We start from the raw sequence: 15,812 nt of genomic DNA, 5'->3' as shown, positions 1-15,812 counted from the left end.
TCTAGAGTTGCCTCAGTGTGACTGTCAACACATTCGCGGCCCGGACTTCACGGGCGACGACACCAGAGGCCCGACGGCAGCGGGGAGGAAGCAGGACCGCACGATGAGCGCAGTGACCCTGTCCCAGGTGGCGCGGCAGGCCGGGGTGTCCCTGGCCACGGCCTCCCGGGTGCTCAACGGCTCGGACCGGCGGCCGGCGGAGGAGATCGCGGAGCGCGTGCGCCTGGCCGCGGAGACCCTCGGCTACGTGGCCAACGCGCAGGCCCAGGCGCTGGCCCGCTCCACCACCGGGCTCGTCGGGCTCGTCGTGCACGACATCGCCGACCCCTACTTCTCGTCGATCGCCAAGGGGGTGCAGCGCCGGGCCCGGACCCACCGGCACCAGCTGCTGCTGGCCGCGACCAGCGGCACCGACCAGCTCGACGCGGTGTCCGCCTTCGCCGCCCACCGCACCGACGCCATCATCATGGCCGGCTCACGCCGGGAGAGCATCGACCCGCGGCTGCTCGCGGAGCTCGAGCGGTACCAGAGGAACGGCGGCCGCGTGGTGACCATCGGCCAGGACTGGCTGGAGGGCGCCGGAGCGGTCACCATCGACAACCGCAGCGCGGGGTCGGACCTGACCGGCATGCTGGTCGAGGCCGGGCGGACCCGGTTCGCCTTCCTCGGCGGGCCGGACGACCTGACCACGGCGGCCGAGCGGCGGGCGGGGTTCCGGGCGGCCCTGACCAGGGCGGGACTGGCGGCCGAGGTGGAGACCGTGCACGGCTTCGACAGCGAGGGCGGCTACGAGTCGGTCCGGGACCTCGTCGCGCGCGTCGGTGCCGAGGGGCTGCGCGGGCTCACGCTCGTCGCCGCCAACGACGTCATGGCCCTCGGCGCGATCGCGGCCCTGCGGCACGCGGGGCTGCACGTGCCCGAGGACCTCTGGGTGGCCGGGTTCGACGACATCCCGAACCTGCGGGACTTCGCCCCGGGACTGACCACGGTCCGCTTCCCGCTGGAGGAGATCGGGGAGACGGCCGCGGACATCGCGCTCAGCGGCGACGCCCCCCGGGTGGAGCACGTCGTCGGCGAGCTCGTGCGGCGCGAGAGCGCCTGACCCGCGGAACGGGCGAGGCGCCGCCGCCGGCACGGGCCGGCAGCGGCGCCTCGGGGCGACCGCGGGTGCTCAGAGGTGCGCGTCGGGGGCCTTGACGGCCAGGACCGGACGGTCCGCCTGCAGCAGGATCCGCTGGGCGTGGGAGCCCATGATGAACTTGCCCACCTGCGTGCGCTGGCGCAGCCCGATGACGATCCGGGACACGTCGTGCTCGCGGGCGAGGTCGAGGATCTCCTCGGCCAGGTCGCTGCGGTGGGACGGCTGCAGGACGGTGCAGTCCACCCCGGCGGCGGCCGCGGCGTCCGTGACGCGCCGGAGGTCGTCGTCGGAGGCCACGGTCGGGTCCGCCAGGGCGCCCTCCCGGACCGAGTTGACGACCAGCAGCGGCTCCTCGCGGAGGCTGGCCTCCTCGACGGCCGCCCGGACGGCGGCCTCTCCGACGGGGGTGGGGACGTAACCAACCAGGATGCTCATGCGTTCTCCTTGACGGGGGTGCGATCGGCGTCGCCGGCGGGCTCCGCGGAGGATCCGGGGGACCGGCGGCGCCGCACGGCGGACTGGACGAGGGGCAGAACGGCGACCAGCACGAACAGCAGCAGCAGGGTCGCCGAGATGGGCCGGGTGAAGAAGCCGGTGGCGTCGCCCTCGAAGACCAGCAGGGACCGGCGCAGGTTGGACTCCAGCAGGGAGCCGAGGACGAAGGCCAGCACCAGCGGGCCCGGCTCGAACCCGTACTTCTTCATGAGGTAGCCGATGGCGCCGAACACCACCACCAGCATGACGTCGAACATCGAGTTGTTGATGGTGTAGGCGCCCAGCATCGTGATGAGGACCGTGATGGGGGCCAGGATGGCGCCCCGCACCCGCAGGATGCGCACGAAGATCCCGATCAGCGGGATCGACATGATCAGCAGCAGGATGTTGCCGATGTACATCGAGTTGACGACGCCCCAGAACAGCTCCGGGTCCTGCTGGACGAGCTGGGGGCCGGGCGTGACGCCCTGGATCAGCAGGGCGCCGAACATCAGGGCCATCGTGGCGTTCGCCGGGATGCCCAGGGTGAGCAGCGGGATGAAGGAGCTCGTGGCCGCGGCGTTGTTGGCCGTCTCGGGTCCGGCCACGCCCTCGACCGCTCCCCTGCCGAACCGTTCGGGCTGCCTGGCGCGCTTCTTCTCCATCGCGTAGGCGGCCATCGAGGAGATCGTGGCGCCGCCGCCGGGGAGGATGCCGAGGAAGAAGCCCAGGACGGACCCGCGGCCGATGGCCCCGGAGGACTGCTTGAGGTCCGCCCGGGAGGGCCAGACGTTGGAGACCCTGTCGGGGGCCTTGGCGGCCCGGTGGCGCTCCTCCAGGTTGTGCAGGATCTCGCCCAGGCCGAACAGGCCCATCGCGACGGGCACGAAGTCGATGCCGTCGGCGAGGTTGAGGTTGCCGAACGTCAGCCGCTCGGCCCCGGTGAAGACGTCCCGGCCCACCGTGGCCAGCAGCAGCCCGAAGCAGGCGGCGATGAGGGCCTTGGCCTTGTTGCCGTTGCTGATGGTCGCCACCAGCAGGATCCCGAGCAGGGCCAGGGCCGTGTACTCGGGCGGACCGAAGTCGAGGGCGAAGCCGGCCACCACCGGGGCGAGGAACGTCAGGCCGACGATGGCGACGGTGCCGCCGACGAAGGACCCGATCGCGGCGATGCCCAGGGCGGTGCCGGCCCGGCCCTGCTTGGCCATCATGTAGCCGTCGAAGACGGTGACCACGGAGCTGGCCTCGCCGGGCAGCCGGAGCAGCACCGAGGTGATCGTGCCGCCGTACTGGGCGCCGTAGAAGATGCCGGCGAGCATGATGATCGCCGTGACCGGTTCGATGCCGTAGGTCAGCGGCAGCAGGATGGCGATGGTCGCGGCCGGGCCGAGGCCCGGCAGCACGCCGATCAGCATGCCGATGACCACGCCGAGCAGGCAGTACAGGAGGTTGGTCGGCTGGAGGACGACGCCGAAGCCGTCCAGGGCGGGTTGCAGGAAGTCCATGCGGGAGCCTTTGGTCGGTGGCCGCCGGGAGCGGCGGCCGTCAGAACAGGTGCGGGATCGACGTGCCGAGGGCGGAGATGAAGATCAGATAGAACGCGACGACGACGAGGACCGAGTAGAGCGTCGCCGCCCGCCACGTCTCACCGCCCAGGAACTTCATCCAGACGAAGGACAGGAGCAGGGCGGGGATCTCGAACCCGATCACGGGCATGAGCAGCACCAGCCCGACCAGCGTCACGAGGCCGTGGACGGCCAGCAGCGACTCCCGGGTGAACTTCTCGCCCTCACCCCCGCGCCGCCCCGTGACGAGGTGGGCCAGCCCGATCACCACGGCCGCCACGCTGACCAGGAACGGCCACAGGCCCGGGCCCGGCTGCTGAGGGGTGCCCAGTCCCATGCCCAGGGACAGCAGCGCCGCCGCGGCGGCCAGCACCGTGACCACCAGGGTCGACCCGAGCGCCGCCGCCCGGCCGCCGGGCGGCGGGCCCTCGGCCTCCCACTCGGCGGCGAGCTGCTCCGGGGTGAGGTCCTCGGCGGCGGCGTCCTCGTCGACGAGGACCTCGGCGACGGAGGCGTGGTCGGCCGTGCGGGAAGGTTTCATGGAGGCGCTCCTGGGGATGGTGGTCGTCATGGCGGCGCGGGGTCCTTCGCGTCCGCCTACTCGGCGAGGGAGATGTCGTGCTCCTCGACGAGCTGCTGGTAGCGGTCGGCCAGCTCGGTCCACTCCTGCTCGACCTCCTCGCCGGAGACCTCCCACGGGGTGAGCAGGTTCTGCTCGTTGAAGTCCTGGTAGGACTCCGAGGCCACGGCGGCGTCGAAGGCCTCGACCAGACGGGCCTTGACGTCCTCCGGCAGTCCCTCGGGGGCGGCCACGGCACGGTACTGGGAGACGGGGACGTCGTAGCCGGACTCCACCGCGGTGGGCACGTCGGGCAGGAACTCGTTGCGCTCCTTCGAGAACACCACGATGGGCGTCACCTCCCCGGCGTCGATCTGCGGCTTCGCCTCGCCCAGCTGGACCGTGGCCACCTGCACCTGGTCGCCGAGCACGGCGGTCAGCGCCGGGGCGCCGGAGTCGAAGGGCACCTCGGTGCCGGTGATGTCGGCCTGGGCGAACAGCACGGTCTGGGCGAGCTGGGAGCCGGTGCCCACGCCGGTGGTGCCGTAGCTGAAGGAGCCGGACGCGTTCTCCACGTCCTGGAGGTTCTCGAACCCGGACTCGCTGCTCGCCACCATGACGTAGTCGTCCTGGGAGAGCCCCTTGAGCACCTCGAGGTCGTCCAGGGACACCGCTTCCTCCTCCCCCACGGCCAGGGGGGTGATGGTGATCAGCGAGGCGTTGAGCAGCACCAGGTTCTGCCCGTCGGGCGCCGCGCCGGCGACCTCCTGGGTGGCGAGGGCGCCGTTGGCGCCGGGCTGGTTCACGACCGGCACGGGGACCCCGAGGTCCTCGGTGGCGGCGTCGGCCACGGCACGGGCGATGAGGTCGGTGGAGCCGCCCGCCGCCTGGCCGACGGTCAGGGTGATCGGCTCGGAGGGGAACTCCTGGCCGGCGTCCGCGGACCCGGCGCCGACGTTGCCCCCGCAGGCGGTGAGGGCGAGCAGCGAGGTCGCCGCGGTCGCGCCGACCAGGACCTGGCGCAGCGATGTCTTGTTCATGGGAGCTCCTGACGCAGAGAGGGGCGGGGCGCTCCGGCGGACCCGCCGGGAACGCGGTGCTGTGAGTGCAGTCACAGGCGATGTGAGACTTGAGACTAGGAAGAGACTACGATGCCTGTCCAAGCCCATTCGTGCATTGAGTAATACCCGAAGGACATGATGTTCACCCTTGACCAGGCCCGCAGCTTCATCGCCGTCGCGGAGGAGCTGCACTTCGGCCGCGCCGCCGCGCGGCTCAACATGACCCAGCCCCCGCTGAGCCGGCAGATCCAGAAGCTGGAGAAGACGCTCGGGGTGGAGCTGCTGGAGCGGGACAACCGCCGCGTGGCCCTGACCGCCGCCGGGCGGGCCTTCCTGGTGGAGTCGCGCAAGCTGGTGGTCGCCGCCGACCGCGCCCCCCTGCTCGCGCGCCGGATCGCGGCCGGGCGGTCGGGAGTGCTGCGGATCGGCTTCACGGCCGCCTCCGGCTTCAGCCTGCTGGGGCCGCTGCTGAGCGAGATCGAACAGGTGCTGCCGGACGTCGACGTCAACCTGCAGGAGCTGGTGACCGGGGAGCAGCTGCACGCCCTGCAGGACGGGGACCTCGACCTCGGGCTGGCCCGCCCGCCCTTCGACACGGACGTCTTCGAGTCCCAGCTGCTGCTCGCCGAGGACCTCCTCGTGGCCGCCCCGGCAGACCATCCCCTGACCGCGCTCAAGCGGCCCGTCACCTCGGCGGACCTCAAGGACCTGCCGCTGATCATGCACTCCCCCACCAAGGCGCGGTACTTCTACGACCACGTGGTGCGGCTCGTGGAGGTGGAGCACCGCAACGTCGTCCACACCGTCAGCCAGATCCTCACCATGGTGGCGCTCGTGGCCGCCGGCCGCGGGCTCGCCTTCGTCCCCGAGTCCGCCCGCCTGCTCGGCATCCCCGGGGTCGCCTACCTCCGGCTCTCCAGCAGCTCCACGGACTCGGTGGAGCTGCACGCCCTGTGGGACCGCCACTCCCGGAACCCCGCCCTGCACCACCTGCTGGAGCTGCTGCGCACGCAGCTGCACTGAGCGCCCTGCTCAATACCTTCGCAGCATCAACTCATTCACAAATGGGCTTGGACAGGCATCGAAGCCCCTTCCTAGGGTGAGACGTGATTCCCGGGCATTCCGCCCCACGCCTGACACGAAGGACGACGACCGTGGCCCGACACACTCCCCAGGAACTCGCCGCTCGGCTCAAGGACGGCCTGCTGTCCTTCCCGGTGACCGCGTTCGACGCCGACCTGCTCTTCGACGAGCACGCCTACCGGCAGCACCTGGCCTGGCAGGCCTCCTACCCGGTGGCCGGGCTCTTCGCCGCCGGCGGCACCGGGGAGGGCTTCTCCCTGACCCCGGAGGAGACCGCCACCGTGGTGCGGGCCGCGGTCGAGGAGGTCGGGGCCACCGTGCCGGTGCTCGCCCCCGCCGCCGGCAACACCGCCCAGGCCGTGTGCAACGCCACCGACGCGGCCGCCGCCGGGGCCGAGGGCCTGCTGCTGCTGCCGCCCTACCTCACCGAGTGCGACCAGGACGGCCTGCTCGCCCACGCCAGCGCGGTGTGCGCGGCCACCGACCTGGCGGTGATCGCCTACAACCGTGCCAACGCCATCTACTCCGCCGAGACCATCGCCCGGCTGGCCGACCGCCACGAGAACTTCATCGGGTTCAAGGACGGCGTCGGCGACATCGAGCACCTCACCAAGGTCTACACCCGCAACGGCGACCGGCTGTTCTACCTCGGCGGTCTGCCGACCGCCGAGACCTTCGCCCTGCCGCTGCTGCAGCTGGGCATGAGCACCTACTCCTCGGCCATGTACAACTTCGTCCCCGAGTTCGCCCTGGAGTTCTACCGCGACGTCCGCGCCCAGGACCGTGCGGCGGTCACGGAGAAGCTGAAGAACTTCGTGCTCCCCTACCTGGAGATCCGCGACCGGGCCAAGGGCTACGGGGTGTCGATCATCAAGGGCGGGCTGAAGGCCGTGGGCCGGGACGCCGGCGGCGTGCGCCCCCCGCTGCAGGACCTCACCGGGGCCGACCTCGCCGACCTCACCGCCCTCATCGAGACCAACCGCGCCACGACCTGGGGCAGCAGCCTCCAGCGGGCCTGACGCCCCGAGCGCGCCCCGTCCACCAGACCGCAGCACAGACAGCGAAGGAAGCCCATGTCCGTGAGCACCCAGACCACCGCCCTCTCCGGCCACTCCATCATCGCCGGCCGTCAGGTCGTCGGCACCAACGGCACCACCCGCGGCATCGACCCCGCGACCAACGGCGAGCTCGAGCCCGAGTACTCGCTGATCAGCGAGGACCAGCTCGCCGAGGCCACCGCGGCCGCCGAGGAGGCCGTCGCGTCCTTCAGCACCCTCGACCCGCAGACCCACGCCACCTTCCTGGAGACGATCGCCGCCAACATCGAGGCCGTCGGCCCGGAGCTCGTCGAGCGCGCCTCGACCGAGACCGGGCTGCCGGTGCCGCGCCTGCAGGGCGAGCTGGCCCGCACCACCGGGCAGCTGCGGCTGTTCGCGTCCGTCGTGCGCCAGGGCGACCACCGGGGCGTGCGCATCGAGCCGGCCCTGCCGGAGCGCACCCCGCTGCCGCGCCCGGACCTGCGCCAGCGCAAGGTCCCCCTCGGCCCGGTGGCCGTCTTCGGCGCCAGCAACTTCCCCTTCGCCTTCTCCACCGCCGGCGGGGACACCGCCTCGGCGCTGGCCGCCGGCTGCCCGGTGGTCTTCAAGGCGCACAACGCCCACCCGGGCACCGGGGAGCTCGTCGGTCGCGCCCTCACCGACGCCGTGGCCGAGTGCGGGCTGCACCCCGGGGTGTTCTCCCTGGTCTACGGCCCGGGCGCGAGCATCGGCCAGGCCCTGGCCAGGGACCCCGCCGTCAAGGCCATCGGCTTCACCGGCTCCCGCGGTGCGGGCACCGCGCTGATGGCCACGGCCGCCGCCCGCCCGGAGCCGATCCCCGTCTACGCGGAGATGAGCTCCATCAACCCGGTGTTCCTCTTCGACTCCGCGCTGCGCGGCGACGCCGACGAGTTCGCCCGCGCCTACGTCACCTCCCTCACCGGCTCCTCCGGGCAGCTGTGCACCAACCCGGGGCTGCTGTTCGTCCCCGCCGGAGCCGCCGGGGACGCCTTCCTCGCCGCCGTGGACCGGGCGCTGGCCGACGCCGAGGGCGCGACCATGCTCACCCCCGGCATCGCCCGCTCCTGCCGGGAGGGCATCGACGCCCTGGCCGCCCAGGACGGCGTCGAGGTCGTGGCCCGGGGCCGGGAGGGCGCCACCGAGAACGCCCCGGCGCCGGTGGTCTTCGGCACGGGAGTCCCCACCTTCCTGACCAACCCCGTGCTGCAGGAGGAGATCTTCGGCGCCTCCTCCCTGGTGATCCGCTATGGCTCCGCCGAGGAGCTGGTGACGGCGGCCGCCCGGATGGAGGGCCAGCTCACCGCCAGCCTGTTCCTGTCCGAGGAGGACTTCGACACCGCCGCCCCGCTGCTGCCGGTGCTCGAGCGCAAGGTCGGGCGGATCCTCGCCAACGGCTGGCCGACCGGCGTGGACGTCGGGGACGCCATGGTCCACGGCGGCCCGTTCCCGGCGACCTCCGACTCCCGGACCACCTCCGTGGGCACGCTGGCGATCGAGCGCTTCCTGCGCCCGGTGGCCTACCAGAACATCCCCGACGCCCTGCTGCCCGCCCCGGTGCAGGCCGCCAACCCCTGGCACCTCAACCGGCGCGTCGACGGCCGCATCCAGCTGGCCGGGAACTCCGCGGGAGACCAGGCATGAGCACCCAGCCCACCATCGCCCGGGTGGAGGTCGTGCCGGTCGCCGGGCACGACTCCATGCTGCTGAACCTCTCCGGCGCCCACGGGCCCTTCTTCACCCGCAACGTCGTGATCGTCACCGACTCCGACGGGCGGACCGGCCTGGGCGAGGTGCCCGGCGGGGAGAAGATCCGCGCCACCCTCGAGGAGGCCGGGACCCTGATCACCGGGGAGCCGGTGGCCCTGTTCCGCAGCCTGCTGCGCCGGATCGCCACCGTCTTCGCCGGCCGCGACGCCGGGGGCCGCGGGCTGCAGACCTTCGACCTGCGCACCACCGTGCACGCGGTGACCGGCATCGAGTCGGCGCTGCTGGACCTGCACGGGCAGTTCCTGGGCGTTCCGGTGGCGGAGCTGCTCGGGGAGGGCCGGCAGCGGGACGCCGTGCCGATGCTGGGATACCTGTTCTTCGTGGGCGACCCGGACAGCACGGACCTGCCCTACCTGCGGGAGCCGGACGGCACGGACGCCTGGGCGCGGGTGCGCCGGGAGGAGGCGATGACCCCCGAGGCCGTGGTCCGCCTGGCCGAGGCCTCGAAGGAGCGCTACGGCTTCACGGACTTCAAGCTCAAGGGCGGGGTCCAGGCCGGGGACGTGGAGGTCGACGCCGTCACCGCGATCAAGGAGCGCTTCCCCGAGGCGCGGGTGACCCTGGACTCCAACGGCGGCTGGCTCCTGGAGGAGGCGGTCCGGCTGGGCCGGCGGATGCAGGGCGTCGTCGCCTACGCGGAGGACCCGTGCGGGGCCGAGGGCCGGTTCTCGGGCCGTGAGGTGATGGCGGAGTTCCGGCGGGCCACGGGGCTGCGGACGGCCACGAACATGATCGCCACCGACTGGCGCGAGATGTCCCACGCGGTGCGGTCCAACGCCGTGGACATCCCCCTGGCCGACCCGCACTTCTGGACGATGGCCGGGTCCGTGCGCGTGGCGCAGCTGTGCCACGAGTTCGGCCTGACGTGGGGCTCGCACTCGAACAACCACTTCGACATCTCGCTGGCCATGTTCACCCACGTGGGCGCGGCGGCCCCCGGGGAGATCACCGCGCTGGACACCCACTGGATCTGGCAGGACGGCCAGGGGCTCACCCAGGAGCCGCTGCGCATCCGCGACGGTGCGATCGAGGTCCCGGCCACCCCGGGGCTCGGCGTGGCGCTGGACCGCGAGCGCCTGGCGGCGGCGCACGAGCTCTACCTCGAGCACGGGCTGGGCGCCCGCGACGACGCCGCGGCCATGCAGTACCTGATCGAGGGCTGGAGCTTCGACCCCAAGCGACCCTGCCTGGTCCGCTGACCGAACGGGAGAGGACCGGATGACGGGGGTGCTGCTGGGCTTCGGCGTGGTCGCCGTGATCGCGCTGCTCGGCTTCGCCACCTCCGCGCTGCTGCCCGGTGAGGCCCGCGCCATGCGGGCGGGCCTCACCCCCGTCGTCTACTACCTCACCAACCCGGCCCTGATGCTGGTGCTCGTCGCGGGCACCGACCTGCGGGCCGTGCTGGGGGTCTACACCCCGATCGCCCTCGCCACCGCAGCGGTGGCGGGGGCGGTCTTCGCGCTGTACAGCGCCGCGGTGCTGCGCCGTGGCGCGGCGCGCACGGCGGTCGGGGCGATGGCCTCCTCCTACGTCAACGCCGGGAACATCGGGCTGCCCGTCGCCCTCTACGCGGTGGGCAGCGCCGCCCCCGTGGTCTCGGTCCTGCTCGCCCAGCTGCTCGTGATCGCCCCGCTCTACCTGCTCGTGTTCTCCTGGGTCGCCCGCCCGTCCCGGCGCGCCGGCCCGGGCGCGGCCACGGCCACCAGGACACCGGCCCCGTCCCGGACCGGCGCGTCCGCCGGGCGCACGATCCTGCGCTCGGTCGCCAATCCGGTGACGGTCGGCACCGCGCTGGGGGTGGTGCTCTCCGCCACCGGGCCGGCGGTTCCCGAGGTGCTCTGGGTCCCCCTGGAGATGCTCGGGGAGGCGTCCGTCCCGCTGCTGCTCCTGCTGTTCGGCATGGGCCTGCACGGGCAGCGCCCGTTCCGCAACCGTGCGCTGGTGCCGGACGTGATCGGGGGAACGCTCGTCAAGGTGGTGCTCATGCCGGTCGTGGCGTGGGGGATCGCCCGCTTCGGCTTCGGCCTGGGCGCCACCGAGCTGCTGGGGGTCGTCGTCATGGCGGCGCTGCCCACGGCGCAGAACGTGTTCCTGTTCTCGTCCCAGTTCCGGATGCCCTCCAACGCGGGGCGCGACATCATCCTGCTCAGCTCGTTCCTGTCCTTTCCGGCCGTCCTCCTGGCCGGCCTGCTGCTGCGCTGACGCCGTGGATCCGCCCCGGCGGGGGTGGCCGGGAGCACACGGGGGCCGGCGGTTTTCGTCGTACCCTGGGACCCGGCCCGGGCCTCGTGGCGCCGGGTCAGCCCCCGATTCCCGAGGAGACCGCCCCGTGCCCACCCCGCCCGCCGTGCAGCAGGCTCCCGCTTCGACCTCGCGCCGGGCCCTGGTCTACCTGGGGGTCTGCGTGGTGCTGGTGGGGCTGAACCTGCGCACCGTCTTCTCCAGCTTCTCCGCGATCCTGCCGGAGATCACCGCCGCGGCCGGCCTGCCCTCCTGGGCGGTGACCGTGCTGACCACGGCCCCGGTGACGCTGCTGGGGGTGTTCGCCCCGCTCGCCCCGCGGCTGGCCCGCCGGTACGGGGCGGAGACCGTGCTGCTGGGCGCGATGGTCCTGCTCGCCGCCGGGCTGGCCGCCCGCGGGCTGCCCCTGCCCGCGGGCGCCACCGTGCCGCTGCTGCTGGCCGGGACCCTGGCGTGCGGGGCGGCGATCGCGGTGGGCAACGTGCTGCTGCCCTCGATCGTGAAGCGGGACTTCACCCACCGCCTCGGGCTGATGAGCGGGCTCTACACCACCGCCATCGCCGCCTCCGCCGCGCTCGGGGCGGGGCTGACCTACCCGCTGTTCCAGGCCACGGGCTCCTGGCGGGCGGGCCTGGCCGGGTGGGCGGCACCGGCCGCGCTGGTGGTCCTGCTCCTGCTCCCGGTGGCGGCCCGGCACCGCAGCCCCGCGCCGGCGGCCCCGGCCGGGGGCGGTGGCGGGAACAGCCCCTGGCGGTCGCCGGTGGCCTGGCAGATCACCGGGTTCATGGTCTTCCAGGCGATGATGTCCTTCAGCGTCTTCGCCTGGCTCGCTCCCATCCTGCGCGACCGGGGGGTCGACGGGGCCACCGCGGGGGTGATCGTGGCGGTGTCCATCCTGCTGCAGATGACCGGCTCCCTGTTCGCCCCGGCCCTGGCGGTGCGCCTGGCCGACCAGCGGGTCCTCAACGCCGTGGTGGCGCTGATGGCCGGCGGCGGGTTCGTGCTCTCGATCTTCGGCCCCCTCCAGCTGATCTGGGTCTGGACCGGGCTGCTGGGGCTGGGCCAGGGCGCGCTGACCGCCGTGGCCCTGACCATGATCGCCCTGCGCACCCGCAGCGCCGCCATGGCCGTGCGGCTGTCCGGGATGATGCAGGGCGTGGGCTACGGCCTGGGCTCCTCGGGCACCTTCCTGGTCGGGCAGCTGCTGCACGCCACCGGCGGCTTCGCCGCCGCCGGCGTCATGTTCGCCGTGGTCGGCGCCCTCGCCGCGGTCTTCGGCTGGCAGGCCGGGCGGGACCGCTCGGTGCAGGAGCGCTGAGCGCTCAGGCCGGGCGGGGCGGGGCGGTCGAGGAGCGCTCGACCAGCGAGGTCTGCAGCTGGAGCGGGTGCGTGCGGCGGGACCCGCCGGCCAGCAGGGCGAGCGCCTGCTCGACCGCCATCTCCCCCATGGCGTGCAGGGGCTGGCGCACCGTGGTCAGCTTCGGGGAGGCCCAGCGGGCGATCAGCGTGTCGTCGAAGCCCACGACGCTCAGGTCCTCGGGCACCCGCAGGGACGCCTGCCGCGCCGCCTCGAACGCGCCCAGCGCGGCCTCGTCGGAGGCCGCGAACAGCGCGGTCGGCGGGTCCTCGAGCTCCAGCAGCTGCTGGGCGGCGTCGAAGCCGGCCTCGTAGCTGAAGCCGTCCCCCGCCACGAGCCGGGGGTCGCGCGGGAGCTCCGCGCTCTCCAGGGCGCTGCGGTACCCGGCCAGGCGCTCGCGCGCCGGGACCGACCCGCCCGCGCCGGCGAGGTGGCCGATCCGGCGGTGCCCGAGCTCGGCCAGGTGCGTGGTGGCCGCGTAGCCGCCGGCCCAGTTCGTGGAGCCGATGCTCGGCACCGTGGAGGGCAGGCTGTTGACGGGGTCGATGGCCACCAGCGGGACCTGCGCGTGGGCCGCCGCCGCCACCTGCTCCGCGGTCAGCGGCGTGGTCACGGCCACGACCGCCGTCTCGCCCCTCCGGCCGCAGACCGCGAACCAGTCGTCGGAGAAGGGCGGGAGGTCGCCCTGCTCCAGGGCGGGCAGGGTGTTCAGCAGCAGGTCGGCGTCGGCGCGGCCGCAGGCGTCCACGGCACCGGCCATGACCTGCAGCGAGTAGTTGCTCTCCAGGGTGTCGAACACCAGCACGATCGCCGGGCGGGGGCGCCGCGCGGCGGAGCCCGTGTAGCCCAGCACCGCGGCCGCGGCCCGGACCTTCTCCCGGGTGTCCTCCCCGACGTCGGGGCGCCCGTTGAGCACCTTCGAGACGGTGCCCTTGGACACGCCGGCCTGCGCCGCCACCTCGCTCAGCGTCGTTCTCTTCATGTCGGGCCGGCCTCCTCGGACGTCGGGCACCCTGCCGGTGCGCGGCGAAACGTTTCGTTACGTCACATGTAGTGGTCTCGCTCACAGTAAGGGCTTGACGGCTGTGAAACGCGCCACTTACCCTTCTCGCAACGAAACGCTATACGAAAAGTTTCGTAAGCGCAAGGCATCACTCGACGCTGAGGAGCACGCCATGACCACCGACCGCACCCGCCGCCCCGCCCCCGCCCTGTGGACGCCCTTCTCCCGGCGGTCGCTGTCCCGCATCGCGCTCGTGGGCGCCGCGGCCCTGACCCTGGCCGGGTGCGGCGGCGGCGCGCAGCCGGGCCAGGCCGACGGCGCCACCGCCTGGACCCTCACCGGCGGCGCGGAGGAGACCTTCCGCACCTCCTTCCAGGAGTGGAACGACGCCCACGCCGAGGAGCCGATCACCGCCGAGTACTTCGCCAACGACGCCTTCAAGGAGAAGATCCGCACCAGCGTGGGCTCCGGCAACGCCCCGACCCTGATCTACAACTGGGGCGGGGACAACCTCGAGAGCTACGTGGAGAACGGCAACGTGGTGGAGCTGACCGGCAAGATCCCGGGCATGGAGGAGCGCGCACTCGACTCCGTCCTGGAGACCGGCACGGTGGACGGGAAGCTCTACGCGGTCCCGAACAACAACACCCAGCCGGTGATCCTGTACTACAACACCAAGCTCTTCGAGCAGGCCGGGGTGAAGGTGCCCACCACGTGGGAGGAGATGCTGGACGCCGTGGAGGCCTTCAAGGCCGAGGGCGTCACGCCGATCTCCGTGGCCGGCTCCAGCCAGTGGCCCTACCTGATGTGGATCCAGTACCTCACCGACCGGATCGGCGGCCCGGAGGTCTTCCAGGCGATCGTGGACGGCGAGGAGAACGCCTGGTCCGACCCCGCGATCACGGAGGCGCTCGAGAAGATCCAGGAGCTCGTGGACGCCGGCGGCTTCGGCGACGCCTACGGCTCGGTGGTGGCCGACGCGGGCGCCGACGTCGCCCTGGTGCACACCGACCAGGCGGCCATGATGCTGCACGGCAGCTGGGTGTACTCCAGCTTCCTCACCGACGCCCCGGAGTGGACCGCGGAGGGGAACCTCGGCTACACCACCTTCCCCGAGATCGAGGGCGGACAGGGCGACCCGCAGAACATCGTGGGCAACCCCGCGAACTTCTGGGCCGTGTCCGCGGACGCCAGCGAGGAGGAGCAGCAGACGGCCTTCGAGTACCTCGAGCAGACGAACCTCGACGACACGGCCGTCGACACGCTCTTCGACGCCGGCCTGATCCCGGCGGTGGACGGCGTGGAGGACAAGATCGCCGAGACCGAGCACCCGGAGTACCTCGACTTCGCCTACTCGATGGTCCAGGACGCGCCGCACTTCCAGCTCTCCTGGGACCAGGCGCTACCGGCCGACCAGGGCCAGGCCCTGCTGACCAACCTCAGCCAGGTCTTCGCCGGTGAGATGACCCCCGAGCAGTTCCAGACCGCGATGAACGGGACGCTGTGATGCTCCTGCGCGCGCCCGCCCGGCGCAGGGCCCGGGCGGGCGCGGGACCCAGCAACTGGCTGCTGGCCCCCGCCCTGGCCTTCTTCGGCATCTTCTCGATCGGCCCGCTGCTGGGCGTGCTGGTGCTGTCCTTCATGCAGTGGGACGGGCTCGGCACGCCGCAGTGGGCGGGGGGCGGGAACTGGGTGTCGGTGCTCGAGAACCCGGTCTCGCGCCAGGCGATGTGGCTGACCGTGAAGCTGACCCTGCTCAGCTACGCCGTCCAGTTCCCGCTGAGCCTGCTGCTCGGGGTGTTCATGGCCGGTCACCAGCGCTACCGCGAGTTCCTCTCGGTGCTGTACTTCCTGCCGATGCTCTTCTCGGCCGCCGCGATCGGCATCGCCTTCAAGGCCCTGCTGGACCCGAACTTCGGGCTGTCCCAGGCCTTCGACGCGGCCGTGCTCCGGCAGGACTGGCTCGGCCGGCCGGACCTGGCGTTCTACGTGGTCGTGGTCGTCATCTCCTGGTCGTTCATCCCGTTCCACTCGCTGCTCTACCAGGCGGGCGTGCGGCAGATCCCGCAGAGCATGTACGAGGCCGCCACGCTCGACGGCGCCGGGACCGTGCGGAAGTTCTTCTCGATCACGCTCCCGCAGCTGAAGTACACGATCGTCACGTCCTCGACGCTGATGCTGGTCGGGTCGCTGACCTACTTCGACCTGGTCTTCAGCCTCACCGGCGGCGGACCGGGCACCGCGACCCGGATCCTGCCCCTGGACATGTACCTGACCGGTTTCCGCAGCAACCAGATGGGCGAGGCCAGTGTCCTGGCGGTCATCCTCGTCGCCGTGGGGCTCACGCTCGCCCTCGGCCTGCAACGGCTCACCGGGGCCGACAAGATGGAGAGCCAGGCGGAAGGTGCGTAGCCCCATGAGCACACGTCCTGCGGACACCCGTCCCCACAGCACCGGCAGCACGGGCACCCGCCCCACGGCCCCGCCGCCGGCGGGCCCCCGC

General features: G+C 72.7%; 14 protein-coding genes. 9 read left to right on the top strand and 5 right to left on the bottom strand.

Going from position 1 to position 15,812, the window contains the following annotated elements; all coding sequences use genetic code 11:
* Positions 1 to 103: 103 nt before the first annotated feature.
* Positions 104 to 1,102: a LacI family DNA-binding transcriptional regulator gene (locus AYX06_RS12470; RefSeq protein ID WP_062736043.1), complete on the top strand. Its 999-nt coding sequence runs from the start codon at positions 104 to 106 to the stop codon at positions 1,100 to 1,102.
* 69 nt (positions 1,103 to 1,171) lie between these two features.
* Here the strand turns inward: AYX06_RS12470 and AYX06_RS12465 are convergent, their stop codons facing one another.
* The 4 genes from AYX06_RS12465 to AYX06_RS12450 are packed head-to-tail and all read right to left on the bottom strand — an operon-like array spanning position 1,172 to position 4,779.
* Positions 1,172 to 1,576, bottom strand: a complete 405-nt coding sequence (locus AYX06_RS12465) for a universal stress protein (RefSeq protein ID WP_062736042.1) — start codon at positions 1,574 to 1,576, stop codon at positions 1,172 to 1,174.
* Positions 1,573 to 3,120, bottom strand: a complete 1,548-nt coding sequence (locus AYX06_RS12460) for a tripartite tricarboxylate transporter permease (protein ID WP_062736041.1) — start codon at positions 3,118 to 3,120, stop codon at positions 1,573 to 1,575. Before AYX06_RS12460 ends, AYX06_RS12465 begins: the two co-directional genes overlap by 4 nt.
* A gap of 40 nt (positions 3,121 to 3,160) precedes the next feature.
* On the bottom strand, positions 3,161 to 3,721 hold the full coding sequence (locus AYX06_RS12455; protein ID WP_062736040.1) for a tripartite tricarboxylate transporter TctB family protein: 561 nt from the start codon (positions 3,719 to 3,721) through the stop codon (positions 3,161 to 3,163).
* Positions 3,722 to 3,777: 56 nt separating this feature from the next.
* Positions 3,778 to 4,779, bottom strand: coding sequence for a Bug family tripartite tricarboxylate transporter substrate binding protein (locus AYX06_RS12450; protein ID WP_062736039.1), 1,002 nt, complete (start codon positions 4,777 to 4,779; stop codon positions 3,778 to 3,780).
* A 159-nt stretch (positions 4,780 to 4,938) separates the two neighbouring features.
* Here AYX06_RS12450 and AYX06_RS12445 point away from each other — a divergent pair, with 159 nt between their 5' ends.
* From AYX06_RS12445 to AYX06_RS12420, 6 genes are all read left to right on the top strand, one after another.
* Positions 4,939 to 5,823 carry a LysR family transcriptional regulator gene (locus tag AYX06_RS12445; protein WP_062736038.1) on the top strand — a complete coding sequence of 295 codons (885 nt, stop codon included), beginning with the start codon at positions 4,939 to 4,941 and terminating at the stop codon, positions 5,821 to 5,823.
* A 131-nt stretch (positions 5,824 to 5,954) separates the two neighbouring features.
* Complete coding sequence (gene kdgD / locus AYX06_RS12440) at positions 5,955 to 6,902, top strand: 5-dehydro-4-deoxyglucarate dehydratase (RefSeq protein WP_062736037.1); 948 nt, start codon at positions 5,955 to 5,957, stop codon at positions 6,900 to 6,902.
* A gap of 54 nt (positions 6,903 to 6,956) precedes the next feature.
* Entirely contained in the window at positions 6,957 to 8,582 is a 1,626-nt protein-coding gene (locus tag AYX06_RS12435) for an aldehyde dehydrogenase (NADP(+)) (RefSeq protein ID WP_062736036.1), read from the top strand.
* Positions 8,579 to 9,907: an enolase C-terminal domain-like protein gene (locus AYX06_RS12430; protein WP_062736035.1), complete on the top strand. Its 1,329-nt coding sequence runs from the start codon at positions 8,579 to 8,581 to the stop codon at positions 9,905 to 9,907. The genes AYX06_RS12435 and AYX06_RS12430 overlap by 4 nt, the downstream gene beginning before the upstream one ends.
* A gap of 19 nt (positions 9,908 to 9,926) precedes the next feature.
* Complete coding sequence (locus AYX06_RS12425; RefSeq protein ID WP_062736034.1) at positions 9,927 to 10,910, top strand: AEC family transporter; 984 nt, start codon at positions 9,927 to 9,929, stop codon at positions 10,908 to 10,910.
* Between the two features lie 127 nt (positions 10,911 to 11,037).
* Positions 11,038 to 12,267 carry an MFS transporter gene (locus tag AYX06_RS12420; protein ID WP_062736033.1) on the top strand — a complete coding sequence of 410 codons (1,230 nt, stop codon included), beginning with the start codon at positions 11,038 to 11,040 and terminating at the stop codon, positions 12,265 to 12,267.
* A 4-nt stretch (positions 12,268 to 12,271) separates the two neighbouring features.
* Here AYX06_RS12420 and AYX06_RS12415 read toward each other — a convergent pair whose 3' ends face one another.
* Complete coding sequence (locus AYX06_RS12415; protein ID WP_062736032.1) at positions 12,272 to 13,288, bottom strand: LacI family DNA-binding transcriptional regulator; 1,017 nt, start codon at positions 13,286 to 13,288, stop codon at positions 12,272 to 12,274.
* Positions 13,289 to 13,481: 193 nt separating this feature from the next.
* On the opposite strand from AYX06_RS12415, the gene AYX06_RS12410 reads away from it, so the two are divergent.
* Positions 13,482 to 14,816 (top strand): ABC transporter substrate-binding protein, encoded by a 1,335-nt coding sequence (locus AYX06_RS12410; protein WP_147017692.1) that lies wholly within the window; start codon positions 13,482 to 13,484, stop codon positions 14,814 to 14,816.
* The gene (locus AYX06_RS12405) at positions 14,816 to 15,721 is read left to right on the top strand and encodes a carbohydrate ABC transporter permease (RefSeq protein WP_147017694.1); all 906 of its coding nucleotides are present in this window, start codon (positions 14,816 to 14,818) and stop codon (positions 15,719 to 15,721) included. Before AYX06_RS12410 ends, AYX06_RS12405 begins: the two co-directional genes overlap by 1 nt.
* Positions 15,722 to 15,812: the final 91 nt, after the last annotated feature.

Origin of the sequence: Kocuria turfanensis, assembly GCF_001580365.1 — a bacterium.
Classification (GTDB): Bacteria; Actinomycetota; Actinomycetes; order Actinomycetales; family Micrococcaceae; genus Kocuria; species Kocuria turfanensis.
The sequence above is the reverse complement of the archived record's forward strand: the minus strand, read 5'-3'. Positions and strand labels throughout refer to the sequence as shown.